The 13,169-nt window shown below is 75.3% G+C and carries 13 protein-coding genes and 1 pseudogene; 4 read left to right on the top strand and 10 right to left on the bottom strand.

Features of this window, described 5'->3' with window-relative positions; genetic code table 11:
- Positions 1–164 precede the first annotated feature (164 nt).
- The 4 genes from E4N63_RS00465 to E4N63_RS00480 all read left to right on the top strand — a co-directional run bounded on the left by E4N63_RS00465 (position 165) and on the right by E4N63_RS00480 (position 2,725).
- Positions 165–656, top strand: a complete 492-nt coding sequence (locus E4N63_RS00465) for a DUF2243 domain-containing protein (protein WP_228430407.1) — start codon at positions 165–167, stop codon at positions 654–656.
- Positions 653–1,528, top strand: a complete 876-nt coding sequence (locus E4N63_RS00470; RefSeq protein WP_230239627.1) for a cytochrome c oxidase assembly protein — start codon at positions 653–655, stop codon at positions 1,526–1,528. The genes E4N63_RS00465 and E4N63_RS00470 overlap by 4 nt, the downstream gene beginning before the upstream one ends.
- Before the next feature lie 92 nt (positions 1,529–1,620).
- The gene (locus E4N63_RS00475; RefSeq protein WP_230239628.1) at positions 1,621–1,860 is read left to right on the top strand and encodes a DUF6411 family protein; all 240 of its coding nucleotides are present in this window, start codon (positions 1,621–1,623) and stop codon (positions 1,858–1,860) included.
- A 226-nt stretch (positions 1,861–2,086) separates the two neighbouring features.
- Complete coding sequence (locus tag E4N63_RS00480) at positions 2,087–2,725, top strand: hypothetical protein (RefSeq protein ID WP_185831266.1); 639 nt, start codon at positions 2,087–2,089, stop codon at positions 2,723–2,725.
- A 263-nt stretch (positions 2,726–2,988) separates the two neighbouring features.
- On the opposite strand, the gene E4N63_RS00485 is transcribed toward E4N63_RS00480, so the two are convergent.
- The 10 genes and pseudogenes from E4N63_RS00485 to E4N63_RS00530 all read right to left on the bottom strand — a co-directional run bounded on the left by E4N63_RS00485 (position 2,989) and on the right by E4N63_RS00530 (position 13,152).
- A complete protein-coding gene (locus E4N63_RS00485; protein ID WP_176743609.1) occupies positions 2,989–3,204 on the bottom strand; it encodes a ferredoxin in 216 nt (71 codons plus the stop codon).
- Positions 3,205–3,206: 2 nt separating this feature from the next.
- Complete coding sequence (locus tag E4N63_RS00490) at positions 3,207–4,400, bottom strand: cytochrome P450 (RefSeq protein ID WP_230239629.1); 1,194 nt, start codon at positions 4,398–4,400, stop codon at positions 3,207–3,209.
- Positions 4,401–4,565: 165 nt separating this feature from the next.
- A complete protein-coding gene (locus E4N63_RS00495; RefSeq protein WP_230239630.1) occupies positions 4,566–6,059 on the bottom strand; it encodes an NADH-quinone oxidoreductase subunit N in 1,494 nt (497 codons plus the stop codon).
- Positions 6,056–7,567, bottom strand: coding sequence for a NuoM family protein (locus E4N63_RS00500; protein WP_185831267.1), 1,512 nt, complete (start codon positions 7,565–7,567; stop codon positions 6,056–6,058). Before E4N63_RS00500 ends, E4N63_RS00495 begins: the two co-directional genes overlap by 4 nt.
- Before the next feature lie 5 nt (positions 7,568–7,572).
- Positions 7,573–9,563: pseudogene (locus E4N63_RS00505) on the bottom strand (proton-conducting transporter membrane subunit).
- Entirely contained in the window at positions 9,560–9,865 is a 306-nt protein-coding gene (locus E4N63_RS00510) for an NADH-quinone oxidoreductase subunit K (RefSeq protein ID WP_019706390.1), read from the bottom strand. The pseudogene E4N63_RS00505 and the gene E4N63_RS00510 overlap by 4 nt, the downstream one beginning before the upstream one ends.
- Positions 9,862–10,425 (bottom strand): NADH-quinone oxidoreductase subunit J, encoded by a 564-nt coding sequence (locus E4N63_RS00515; RefSeq protein ID WP_125624697.1) that lies wholly within the window; start codon positions 10,423–10,425, stop codon positions 9,862–9,864. The genes E4N63_RS00510 and E4N63_RS00515 overlap by 4 nt, the downstream gene beginning before the upstream one ends.
- A gap of 18 nt (positions 10,426–10,443) precedes the next feature.
- The gene (locus tag E4N63_RS00520) at positions 10,444–11,388 is read right to left on the bottom strand and encodes an NADH-quinone oxidoreductase subunit H (protein ID WP_125624698.1); all 945 of its coding nucleotides are present in this window, start codon (positions 11,386–11,388) and stop codon (positions 10,444–10,446) included.
- Positions 11,381–12,811, bottom strand: a complete 1,431-nt coding sequence (locus E4N63_RS00525; protein ID WP_230239631.1) for a hypothetical protein — start codon at positions 12,809–12,811, stop codon at positions 11,381–11,383. The genes E4N63_RS00520 and E4N63_RS00525 overlap by 8 nt, the downstream gene beginning before the upstream one ends.
- Positions 12,802–13,152, bottom strand: coding sequence for an NADH-quinone oxidoreductase subunit A (locus tag E4N63_RS00530; RefSeq protein WP_039820962.1), 351 nt, complete (start codon positions 13,150–13,152; stop codon positions 12,802–12,804). The genes E4N63_RS00525 and E4N63_RS00530 overlap by 10 nt, the downstream gene beginning before the upstream one ends.
- Between the last annotated feature and the right edge of the window lie 17 nt (positions 13,153–13,169).

Raw genomic sequence — 13,169 nt, forward strand, 5'->3', positions numbered from 1 at the left:
CGGGCCCGGCGGTCCTTTCCGCCGCCTTCAGCGCCGGGCCGCGCCCCTCTCGCCCCGCACACCGCTCGCCGTGTCCTCCGCCTGCCGCGTTCCCGACTCGGTCCGCCCCGCCCCGGGTAGGCGTTCCGGATGTCCCCTCCCCACCGCAGCGCCGAGGAGAAGCCGTGAGTGCACGCGAACGTGAGCCAGTGGGGCCGGGCGCACCGCTCTCCCGCCGGTCGCTGTGGGTGGCCGCGCTGATCGGCGCGGCACTCATGGCCGCCGCCGACGAGATCGTCTTCCACCAGCTGCTGGCCTGGCACCACTTCTACGACCGCTCCACCCCCGCCGTCGGGCTGCTCGCCGACGGACTGCTGCACACCGCCGAAGTCCTGGGACTGGTGGCCGGTTTCGTGCTCTTCTCCGACCTCCGGCGGCGCGGTGCCCTCTCGCCGGGCCACGCGCGGGCCGGGCTGCTCCTCGGGCTGGGCGGCTTCCAGCTCTTCGACGGCGTCGTGGACCACAAGGTGCTCCGGACCCACCAAGTCCGGTACGGCGTCGAGCTCCTCCCCTACGACCTGGCGTGGAACGGTTTCGCTGTGGTGCTGCTGGCCGCCGGCGCGGTCCTGGCCGTGCGCGCGGACCGCGCGTCCCGGCGGCCCCCGGCGGCCCGGTGACCGGCCGGTACACGGCTCTCGCCGCCGGCGGGCCGGACCTCTCGCCCGGGCAGCTGCTCACGGCGCTCGCCGCCTGGGCGGCGGCCGCCGGTTACCTGGCGGCCGCCGCCCGGCTGCGCCGGCGCGGTGACCGCTGGCCGTGGAGGCGGGATCTGTCCTTCACCTCCGGCGGGCTGGCCCTGGCGGCCGCACCCGCGGTCCCCCTGCCCGGCGGTCCGTTCACCGCCCATATGGCGCAGCACGTCCTGGCCGGCATGGCCGCACCGCTGCTGCTGGTCCTCGCCCGCCCCGTCACCCTGGCCCTGCGCACGCTCCCCCCGGGATCCGCGCGGCGCGGGCTGCTCGCGGCCGTACGGTCCCGGCCGGCCGCCTGGCTCGTGTTTCCCCCTCTTGCGGCGCTGCTGGACGTGGGCGGGCTGTGGGTGCTGTACCGGACGGGCCTGTTCGCCGCCTCGCACCACGAGCCGCTTCCGCACAGCCTGGTGCATCTCCACGTGGTGGCGGCCGGGCTGCTGTTCTCCTTCGCCGTCTGTGCGCCGGAGCCGCTGCGGCACCCCTGGGGCCTCGCCTGGCGCGGTACGACGCTGCTGCTCGCCGGAGCGGCCCATGCCGTCCTCGCCAAGAGTCTCTACGCCGTTCCCCCGCCCGGCACCGGCTTCGGCACAGCGGATCTGCGCACCGGCTCGCAGCTCATGTACTACGGCGGTGATCTCGTCGAACTGGCGCTCGCCGCCGTGCTCGCCGTCCAGTGGTACGCCGCCACCGGGCGCGCCCGCTCCCGCGCCGGGCGCTCCACCGGGGCGGCCGGCACCGGTTCCGCCGGCGCACCACGTCGCCCGTCACCGGCGGAGAGCGGCGGGGCGAGCCCGTGACCAGGTCATTCGGGAGCGGTGCCGGAGCTTCGGGTGTGCCGGGTCCCGGGCCGGGTAAGCGCGGAAAACCGAAGAGCGAGGAGGTTTCCGCCGTGGCCGTCGCCATTGTCGTCGTCTGTGTGGTTCTGGCCGTACTGGCCTTTCTGCTGCCGCGTTTCTCCCGCCATCCGGAACGCGGGACCCAGCGCTCCCTCGGAGCCGGAACCCGCGTGACGGGCAAGGCGCCCGGGCCGCTGGGCCAGCTGTTCAGCAAGCCGTTCCGCAGCAGTTCCCGTGCCGTGTCGCGGAGCGGGTCCGCCGGACGCCGCGCCCGGTGGCGCATGCCGTTCTGAGCGGACACCCGGGCCGCCTCCTCACCGGGTGAGCCACAGCGGGAAGCGCCTCCGGCCTCCCGGTGCCGCAGCCGCCGCCAACCCGGCGCGGCCGGCGGCAGCCGGAAGGCGGAGGCGTTCGCCGCGCCGGTACCGCCGGATCCCGGGCCGCTCGGAAGGGCCGCGACTCCGTACGGCCGGAAGGGTCTTACCGGACCCTTAGGTGCGCCCCGTAGGGTGGCTCCCCATGACGGATGAGAGCACCACCACCCCCCGTACCGACAGCGACCCCGGCAAGGAGGAGGAGAAGACCGCCGTTCCCGGGCAGTCCGCGCGACCCTCCGCGGAGAAGGAGATCCGCAAGGACGAGGCGGCCGGGCCCGAAGAGCCGGTGACCACCGCGGAGGGCACCGCCCCCGCCGCAGACACCGGCGCCGAGGACGACGGGCCGGACGTCCCGGCGGACGCCGCCCCCGCCCGCACCGCCTCCGGCACCGGATTCGGGGCCGGCGCCGCCGCCGTCGTCAGCGCCGCGTTCGGCCTCTGCTCCCTCACCGGCACCTCGGTCGGCCAGATGCTGCACGCCCGCAAGGAGCTGATCGGCCAGATCGAGGCCAGCTCCGGTGGTGGCGGCGACCAGATCGAGGCCTACTACAGCGTCCCGTGGCACACCGCCGCCCTGCTCAACGGCATCTTCGCGCTGCTGGCGATCCTCGTCGGCGGCCTGTTGCTGGCCCTGCACGCCCAGCGCGCCGGGACCCGCTCCTGGGTGAAGTCCGTGGCGCTGGCCGGCCTCGTGCTCGGCGCGGTCGGTCTGCTCGTCTCGCTCGGCATGTACTTCGACCTGTTCGCCAACGCCCCCGAGCTGCCCGGGGCGGGCTCCTGAGACCCGGCGGCCGCCACCCCGTACTTCTCCGCCCGTCCTTCCCGGCCCTCGAGCGGGAAGGGCGGGCGGGCTTCCGGGGACCTCGGGACGCGCGGCACCGGACGGTCTCCGGTACCGTTCCGGACTTCCTCCCGGCACAGGGCTGTTGAGGAGGGACGGACGACCGCGGACCCGAACCCGGCCGGGCTCGGCACATCCCCGCGGACGCCCCGGATCGCGGCTCCGGGGCCTGAACGGGGCGGGCGGTGCCCCGCCCGGGCGGCTCAGGGGCGGGGGGCGATCACCTTCCCGCCGTCGAGGACCTCGATCGCCATCACCGGGCACGAGTCGGCCACGTCCAGGACCTCCTCGTCCGGCTCGACGTCCGGCCGCACCGGGCGGGACCGGTCGGCGTCCATGGTGAAGAGGTCGGGCGCGGTGCCCGCGCAGACGGCGGAGCCCATGCACCGCTCCCGGTCCACTTCGATGTGCCAGGTCATGCTTACCACCCGATCGGCAGGGTGCGCGGTCCGCGCACGATCATCTGTGTCTTCCACTCGACGTCCCCGGCCGCGTGCAGTCCGGGGAAGCGGAGGATCAACGCCCGGAGGGCCTCCTGGAGTTCCAGACGGGCGAGCGGTGCGCCCAGGCAGTGGTGGGCGCCGTGACCGAAGCCGATGTGCTGGTTGGCCGACCTGCCGAAGTCGAGCCGCCCGGGCTCGCCGAAGCGCAGGGCGTCGCGGTTGGCCGCCCCGACGGCGACCAGCACCGGCTCGCCCGCCCGTACCAGGGTGCCGCCGACCTCGATGTCCTCCGTGGCGTACCGGGGGAAGGCGGACCCGGCCCCGAGCGGGACGAAGCGCAGCAGCTCCTCGACGGCGGCCGGGATCAGCTCCGGCTCCTCGCGCAGCCGTTCCAGGTGCCGGGGGTGGTCGAGCAGGGTGAGGACGAAGTTGGGAATCTGGGTGGCGGTCGTCTCGTGGCCCGCGACGAGGATGCCGACGCAGAGGTCGATGAGCTCCTCCTCGGTGAGCCGCTCCAGGTCGCCGTCGCGGGCGGCGATGAGCGCGCTCATCAGGTCGTCCCGCGGCTCCTCGCGGTGCCGGGCGATCAACCCGGCCATGTAGCCCCGCAGTTCCTCGCGCTTGGCCAGGAACTCCTCCGCCGTCAGGGAACTGGTGGACAGCGCCGCGTCGCTCCACTCGCGGAACCGCGGGCGGTCCTCCTCGGGGACGCCGAGGAGGCGGCAGATGACGGCGACGGGGATCGGCAGGGCGTACCCCTCGACGAGGTCGGCCGGCGGGCCGCTCTCCTCCAGCGCGCCGAGCAGGTCTTCGGCGAGGGCCCGGACGTCCGGCCGCAGCCGCTCCACCCGGTGCGTGGTGAACGCCTTGGCCACCAGGGCGCGCAGCCGGGTGTGGCCGGGCGGGTCCATGGCGAGCATGCCGTTGGCCATGGACACCGGGGACTGCCGGGGTTCGTCGCGGCGGGTGGCCTCGGCCCGGCTGAACCGGCGGTCGCCCAGGACCAGCCGGGCGTCGGCGTAACGGGTGACGAGCCAGGCGGGCTCGCCGTACGGCAGCTGTACGCGGACCAGGCCGGGAGTCCGGCGGACGCGCTCGTAGGCGTCGGCGAGGCCGAGCCCGGTGGCCTCGTTGAAGGGATAGCTGATCGGTCCGGTGTCGGTCGTGGTCACTCGGGTCCCCTTTCCGGCTCCGGCGTGGGGCGGCCGCCCGCGCCCGTAGGACCGTAGGAACGCCGCCGTTCCGGCGTCAACACACCCTTTTCGGCCGCTCGTCACCGCCCCGGGCGCTTCCGGAAGGGCGGGCCCGGAAGGCCCGGCCGGGCGGACGGGGCCGTTTCATCCGGCGAGCGGTCCGTCCAGGACGGCGAGGACCGGGCCGGCGGCCGGGCCGAGGAGGAGGGAGAGGGCCGCCGCCGCGACGGCGATCGCCGCGGCCGGAGCCGTCCGCTCATCGGGGGCGAACGGGCCGCCCCGGTCACCGGCCCCGTCCGGCGCCCCCTTCGCGGCACCGGCATCGTTCCCGTTCCCGTTCCCGGAGGACGGACCGATGGCGAACGCGGGGGCGATCCACCGCAGGTAGTAGAAGAGCGAGGCGAGGGTGTTGACGGCGGCCAGGACCATCAGCCAGCCGAGGCCGCCGTCCAGCGCCGCGCCGAAGACCTCCAGCTTGCCCAGGAAGACCGCGGTGGGCGGGGTACCCACCAGGCCCAGCAGGCAGACCGTGAGGGAGACGGCGAGCGCCGGCCGGTGCCGGGCCAGGCCGCGGTAGCCGTCGAGCGTACGGATCCGGGGGAGGGCGCAGACGACGGCGAAGGCGCCGAGGTTCGTCAGCGCGTAGGCGGCGAGATAGAAGAGCAGCGCCGGCTGGGCGAGGGAGTCGCGGCCCGCCACGGCGACCGGCATCAGCAGATAGCCGACCTGGCTGATCGCCGAGTAGGCGAGCAGCCGCCGCACGTCCCGCTGGAAGAACGCGGCCAGGTTGCCGAGGGTCATCGAGGCGGCGGACAGCACGGCGACCAGCTCGGGCCATCCGGCCGACGTACCGGAGAACGGCACGGCCGCCAGCCGGTACAGCGCCGCCAGCGCCCCGATCTTGGGCACGGTGGTGAGGAAGGCGGCGACCGGCGCGGCGCTCCCCTGCACCGCGTCCGGCAGCCAGTAGTGGCCGGGTACCCCCGCGGCCTTGAACAGCATCCCGGCCAGCAGCAGGACCGTTCCGGCGGCCGTCAGCCCCGCGGACGCCTCCGGCAGCTCCGTCCGCAGCAGGGGGTAGGCGGAGCCGCGCCCAGCCGCGTACAGCACGGTGATCCCGGCCAGCATCAGCACCCCGAGCAGCGCGCCGACCACGTAGTACTTCAGGGCGGCCTCGGTGCCGGGCGCGTCCTTCCGGAAACCCGCGAGGACGTAGGAGGGGACGCTCGCCAGCAGGTAGGCGGCGGCGAGCAGCAGCAGGTCCTGCGCCCCGGCGAGCATCAGGGCGCCCAGCGCGGCGAGTTGCAGCAGGACGAAGAACTCGGACTGCCGCGGGTGCCCGTGCAGGGGGCCGAGCCCCAGCAGCGACACCAGCAGCGTGGAGCCGAGAATCACGATCCGGGCGGTGCCCGTGACGGGGTCGGCGGCGAAGGAGCCGCTGAAGGCGGTGGCGGGCGGACCGGTGGCGAGGACCGCCGCCGCCACGGCGCCCGCTCCGCACACCGCACAGGCGAGGACGCCCACCAGCCACTGCCGGCGGCGCGGCAGCCAGGCGCCCAGCAGCAGTCCGGCGACGGCCCCGGCCGCGAGCAGCGCCTCCGGGATCAGCTCGACAAGGCTCTGTTCCATCCGGGTCATCGGGACAGCAGCTCCATCACGCCGCGCGAGGCGGGTTCGATGACGTCCAGGACGAAGCGGGGCGCGATGCCCAGGAGGACGCCGAGGCCCAGCAGCGGTACGACGGCGACGCGTTCGGGTGCCCGGAGGTCGGGGAACGGCCGTCCGGCACCGGGCGCGTCCGGCAGCCGGAGCGGTCCGAGGAGCATCTGCTGCAGGGCGCGGAGGAAGAGGCCGGCGGTGAGGAGGATGCCGAGCACCGCGAGCGAGGTCTCCACCGGCCGGGGACCGAGACTGCCGGTGAAGATCTGGAATTCGGCGATGAAGCCGGAGAACCCCGGCAGCCCGAGGGAGGCGAAGGCGGCCACCCCGGTCAGCGCGGCGAAGACCGGGGCGCGGCCGGCGAGTCCGGAGTAGGCCGCCATCTCATACGTACGGCACCGGTCGTACAGGACTCCGGCGAGCAGGAACAGCGCGCCGGTCAGCAGTCCGTGGCTGACCATCTGGAAGACGGCCCCGGTGACGGCGAGCCGGCGGGCCTCCTCCGCTCCGGCGCCCGTGGCCGCGGCCGCGCCGAACGCCAGGACGATATAGCCCATGTGGTTCACGGAGGTGTAGGCGATCATCCGCTTGAAGTCGGTCTGGGCCAGCGCGACCAGCGCCCCGTACAGCACCGACACCAGGCCCACGACCACGAAGACCTGGGCGTACTCGCGCCAGGCGCCGGGGAGGACGGGCATGGCGATGCGCAGGAAACCGTAGGTGCCCATCTTCAGCAGGACACCGGCCAGGATCGCCGAGCCCACGGCGGGGGCCTCGGTGTGGGCGGGCGGAAGCCAGGTGTGGAAGGGCACGGTCGGTGTCTTGACGGCCAGTCCGACACCGATGGCGAGCAGCACCAGGCCGCCGTACGCGGCCCGTCCGGCGAGCGGGTTCTCCCGGGTCAGCTCGACGATGTCGAAGGTGTGCGGGTCGGCTGCCAGAAAGAGGCCGATGAAGCCCAGGAGGAGGGCCAGGGAGCCGAGGAAGGTGTAGAGGAAGAACGTGAGGGCCGCGCGGGCGGCGCCCCGGTGACCCCAGCCCGCGATGACGAAGTACATCGCGACGATCGACAGGTCGAAGAAGAGGAAGAACAGGATCAGGTCCAGGGCGGCGAACAGCCCGAGGCAGGTGGTCTGCAGAAAGAGGAAGAGGGCGGCGAACTCCCGCACCCGGCGGGTCCCGCGCCGCGCCCAGGTGTAGCCGGCGCAGGCGAGGAACAGCACGCAGGTGAGGGCCATCAGCGGCAGGGAGAGCCCGTCGGCGCCGACGTGGTAGCTCACCCCCGCGTCCGGGATCCAGCGCACCCGCTGCTCGTACTGCATCCCGCCGCCGGCCCGGTATCCCGCCCAGATCACGGCGGTGAGGGCGAGTTCCGCCGCCGCTGCCGCCAGCCAGCCGCCGAGGAAGACGGCGCGCGGCGCGCGGCGGGGCAGGCAGAGCAGGAGCGCCGCCACCGCGGTGGGGAGCAGGACGAGGACCGTGAGCACGGCGGTCACCTCACAGCGACGAGGACGAGGGCGAGAGCGAGGACGGTGAAGGCGGCGACGGCCTGGGCGAGGTACTGGTGCAGCTGACCGGTCTGCGGCCGGCGCGCCAGCCGCCCCAGGGCCGCGGCCCCGGACGTGACCCCCCGGACGAGGCCGTCGAGCCACTCCTCCCGCCCCCGGCGCGGCCGTCCGGCCGCCCGGTGGCGCGGGCGAGCCGCAGCGTCGCGCGGGCCGCCGAGGTGGTGGCCCGGTCCGGGCCCCGGGCGTCGAGGACGGCCACGGCCCCGGCGGCGCGCAGGGCTCCGTGTCCGGCCGCGCGGACGGCCCGGGAGAGGACGCGGTCGTCGAAGGCGGCCAGCGCACCGGCCAGCCGCAGTACGGGGCGGACGAGGAGCAGCCGGGCCAGTGCCTCCAGCCGCATCCAGTCGCCCCACCAGGCGGTGACGGCGGGCGGCAGCGGCAGCGGGCGGGCGGCCCGCCGCAGGACGACGGCCGAGGCCGCCAGGACGAGGGCGGTTGACAGCGCCACCTCCCAGCCGTGCGGGGCCGGCTCGCCCGCGGCGCCGAGGGCCCGGGCGAACGTCCCCCGTGCGGGCTCGAACGCGAGAACGGCGAGCGCGGCACAGGCGAGAGCCAGCCCGCCCAGGGCCCAGGACGCCGGGGCGGGCAGCGCTCCCCCGCCGTCGCGGGCCGCACCGCCGTCACGGGGGCCGCTGCCGTCCCCTGCGGCGCCGGGCGCGGGGCGCCAGACGAACCACAGGGCCTTGACGCTGTAGACGGCGGCGACCACGGCGGCCGCGAGCCCTACCGCGTACAGCGCCACTCCGTGCTTCAGGGCCGCGGCCAGGAGCAGGTCCTTGGCTCCCCAGAGCACCAGTGGCGGCCAGCCCGCCAGGGTCAGCGCGGCGACGGTGAAGGTGGCTCCGGCCACGCGGTGGCGGCGCGCGGCTCCGCGCAGCCCGGGCAGTGCCTTGGTGCCCAGCAGGGTCAGCCAGGCCCCCGCCACCAGGAAGGCCAGGCTCTTGGCCGCGGCGTGGCCGATGAACTGGAGCGTCCCGCCGGTGATGCCGCCGGTGCCGGCCGCGAGCACCATGAACCCGGTCTGGGCGCAGGTGGAGGCGGCCAGCAGCTGTTTGAGGTCGGTCTGGGCCACGGCGACCAGGCCGAGGAGCACGGCGGTGGCGGCACCGGCCCAGGCCGTCACCGGCCCGCCCCAGCCCGAGGCCGTCAGCAGCGGTTCGGTCCTGAGGAGCAGATAGGCCCCGGCGGCGGCCATGGTCGCCGAGTGGAGCAGCGCGGAGACCGGGCTCGGGCCCTCCATCGCCCGGGAGAGCCAGAAGCTGAAGGGCAGTTGGGCCGATTTGCCGAGGGCCGCCACGATGACGCCCGCGGTGACGACCGACAGCCAGGGGCCGGTGGTTCCGGACAGCTCGTCCAGGTCCAGCCCTCCGGCGCCGCCGCCGGCGAGCGCGGCGCCCGCCGCGACGTAGAGGCCGAGGTCGGCGGCGCGGGTGGTGAGGAACGCGGTGCCGGCGGCCCGCACCCGCGCCGGTTCCCGCCACCAGTAGCCGATGAGGGCCCAGGAGGTGGCCCCCATCAGCTCCCAGGCCATGAGCAGCACGGGCAGGGTCTGCGCCGTGACGGTGGTGAGCATGGCGCCGGAGAAGAGGAGCATCAGCCCGGAGAAGCGGGCCCGCGCCTCGCCGGGCCCGTTGCCCCGGCTGCTGAAGACGAGGACGGCCAGGGTGACCGCGGCCGTGGCCACGGCCACCGGGCCGGACAGTCCGTCCGCCGCCAGCCGCACCGGGAGCCCGTCCAGCAGCGGCGCCGCGGCATCGGGCCGGGTGGTGGCGGCGGCGCAGGCCAGCCCCAGGGTGGCGGCGGCCGCGGCGACCGCCGTCCCGGGTGCCGCCCGGTCGGCCCGGCGGCCCAGGACGGCCAGGGCCGTGCCGGAGCCCAGCGGCAGGGCGATGAGGGCCCACAGCAGCCAGCTCACTCCTTCAGCTCCGCGGCCATGTCCGTCATGTCGATCTCCTGGGCGCGGAAGAGGGCGGTGACCACCGCGAATCCGACGGCCATCTCCACGGCCATCACGGTGACGGCCAGTACGATGAGCACCTGGCCGTCGGCGCCGGCGGGCGCGATGTGGTGCCAGACGGCCGCGGCGGCCACGATCAGCCCGCCCAGCATGAGTTCGAGCCCCATCATCAGCATCACGACCGACTGCTGGGTGAGCGCGCCGAACAGGCCGGTGCTGAACAGCGCGGCGGCGAGCAGCAGAAGCGTCTCCAGGGTCACCGCCGGCCACCTCCCGGCACCGGGTCGTCGGGCCGGCGGGCCTTCAGATCGTCCCCGAAACGGTCGTAGCGGCCGCGGCGGGTGGCCAGGACGACCGTGCCGACGATGGTGGCGAACAGGGCCATGCCCAAGGTCATCATGGTGAGCATGTGCGGCCCCATCAGCGACATGCCCAGGTCGTGGGTGGGGTCCGCGGGCGGCCGGCCGCGGCGGGCCGGCCAGGGGGCGAGCAGGATGCCCGCGGCGAGCGCGGCGAAGACGGTCCCGCAGAGGACCGCCGCGCCCCTGGTGTTGTGCAGCATCGACATGGGCATCAGCCCGGCCGGGTTCATCATGTACATCACCATGAAGACGGCCATGAGGGCCATCTCGACGGTCATCATCAGCAGGATGACGACGCCCAGGTAGTCCAGCCCGAGGAGCATCACCACACCGCCCGCGCACAACAGCGAGGTGAGCAGGGCGTAGGTGGCCCGGGCCATGGAGTCGAAGCGGAACACCATGACACCGGCGGCGGCCGCGAGTACGGCCAGCACCCAGAACAGCGCGTGATCGAGCATCGGCGGATTCCGCTCCCTTCATCGGTTCAGCACGACGACGGCGACGGCCAGGGCCTGAAGCAGTGTCAGCGGGACGAGGACCGTCCAGGCGAACTCCGTGTACCGCTCCATCCGGACGGCGGGCAGGGCGCGCCGGACCGCGAGCAGGACGGCCAGCACGGCCGCCGTCTTCAGCAGCGTCCAGAGCCAGCCGGGCAGCAGCGGGCCGTGGCCGCCGCCGAGGAAGAGCGGCACGGCGAACCCGGCCGCCACCACCAGCAGCGTCCACCGCCCGCCGAGGAGGGCCAGCCGCGCGGGGCCGCCGAGTTCGGCCGCCGCGCCGCCCGCCGCGTCCCGGCCCAGCGGATGGCCGAAGGGCCCCCAGAACGCCATGGCGACGGCGCTCACCAGATAGACGGCGAAGGCGGCCGGCATCCAGAGCGCGAACCACAGGCCCTCCTGCCGCGCCACCACCTCCCCGACCCGCAGCGACTCCGCGCCGAGCGCCGCCGTCGTGATCGCCAGCATGTGCGGCAGCTCGTAGGCCAGGCCCTGGGCGAGGAAGCGGTAGCCCCCGACCAGCGACAGCGCCGAATTGGGCCCCCAGCCCGTGAGCCAGACGGCCGCCCAGGCCAGTACCTCCATGGCGTTGAACCAGACGATGCCGACGGCGGGGTCGGTGACGGACCGGAACCCCAGGGGCAGCACCGCGCCCGCCAGGACGGCGGCGGCGGGGAGCAGTGCCACCCCCGCCCGGCGGAGCGCGCCGTCCGCGGCGGTGGTGGTCCGCGGCTGCTGTACCAGAAGCCGCAGCGCCTCCCGCAGCGGTGCGGCCGCCCGGCTGGCCAGTTCGCGGACGGAACCCGCCGGGCCCCGCTCGGCCGCCGCGGACACGGCCGCTCCGCACCCGGCCGTGACGGCGGCCAGGGCCAGCAGCGCGAACGGCAGCACGGCGGCCGCCCACAGCGGTGCGGTCTCAGACACCGGCGGCCTCCCGCCGGCTGGCGGCCGTGAGCTCGTCGATGTCCGGGTCGAGACTGGCGACGACGATCCGCGCGCCGGCGAACTCGGCTCCGCTCAGCAGACCCGGGAGGACGTCCAGCAGTCCCTGCGACGGGGGCGCGGCACCGTCCAGGGTGCCGCGCGGGCCCGTCCGGTCGTCCCGTGCCAGTGGCCGTTCGTCGCCGAACTCCCCGGCGGCGCGGCCGAGTTCGTCCAGCCACACCAGCAGGCGGTCGTAGGCGTCCCCGTCGGCGGTGTGCGCCGGCCCGGAGACGCCGGCTGCCCGGGCCTCCGCGGCGGGCAGCGGGCCGAGCCCGGCGGTCAGCAGCCGCAGGGCACGCGACCGCGCCACCCGGCGGGCCAGCGAGACGACGTCCTCGCGCAGCCGGTCCCCGGGTTCCGCCGACAGGGCGGCGTCCCGCAGCCGACGGGCGCGGGCGGCCGGGTCGTCCCAGCCCGCGACGGCGAGGAAGCGGCCCAGGCTGTCCAGATGGGCGGCGCAGCGCCGGCGGGCGGCCTCGGACCGGGGGACGGTCTCCCCCCGGGCGGCACGCAGCCACGGCTCGTCCCAGAACGGGTCCTTCCGGCGCCGCACGGGCAGGGTTTCCGTCCCGGCCCGCTGGACGACGTCGCCCTGCAGGACCAGACGCAGGATCAGCCCGGCCGGCCAGTCCGGCAGCGCGGGTCCGAGGGGCAGACGCAGGCGGTCGAGCGTGAGGCCGTCCCGGTCCTCCGCCCGTTCGGCCATCGGAAGGCCCGCGGGTTCGGACATTTCGTGCGTCTCGTGCGAGGAGTGGCCGCCGTGGCCGTCACCGTGACGGCCGCTGCTGTCACCGTGGCCGCTCTCCTGCTCGCCGCCCTGACTGGCGGGATCGCCCTGACCGCCGGGATCGCCGTGACCGCCGTGGTCGCTGTGACCGCCCCGGTCATCCCGGTCTCCACCGTCATCGTGGTGACCGCCGTCATCGTGGTGACCGCCCGCCCCGTCATCCGCCCGTTCCCCGGGACCGCCGCCGGGCCGCCCGTCCCGCCGCGCGGTGGGTTCACCGCCGGGCGGGGGCACGGCCGGCGCGAGGTCGTGCCGGGTCCCCGCGTCCTCGCGCAGCAGCCGGTGCCCGGTGTCCAGGGCCGCCGCCGCGTCGCCGGGGTGACGCACCGCCAGCCGGACGGCCGGCTTCGGCACCCCCTCCCAGATCCCGTCGAGCCAGGAGTCCTCGCCGAGCGGATCGCGTTCCCCGGCGACGACGAGCAGATCCGCGGCGGCGGGGCTCCCGCTCCGCGGCCATCCCCGGCGCCGCAGTTCGGCTTCGAGTTCCAGCCGGACGCGGGTGGCTCCCGGCAGAGCGACCAGCATGACCCCCGGGCGGCTCAGCGCGGCACGCCGGAGGCGGTCTCTCAGGTCCACCGGAAGGCCCCCTCGCGCCGGGCGTAGACCACGCCCGCGAAGAGAATGCCGAGGAAGAGGAACATCTCGGCCACGGCGCTCGGGCCCTTCTCGGAGACCACCCGGACCCACGGGTACATGAAGAGCATCTCCATGTCGAAGGCCAGGAAGATCATGGTGATGGGGTACCAGCGCACATGGAAGCGGGAGAAGGCGTGCTCGCCCGGGGGCGGCCCACCGCTGAACGGCCCGGCCTCCAGCGGCTCGCGGTCCGCCGCCAGCCACAGCCCCACCCCCCGGACCAGCAGCAGCCCTCCGGCCACCAGTCCCAGGAGCACGAGCACCGGCTCCCATACGTCCATGTCGTCCTCCTCCGCCA

Origin of the sequence: Streptomyces sp. MNU89 (genome assembly GCF_020982505.1) — a bacterium.
GTDB classification, from domain to species: domain Bacteria; phylum Actinomycetota; class Actinomycetes; order Streptomycetales; family Streptomycetaceae; genus Streptomyces; species Streptomyces xinghaiensis.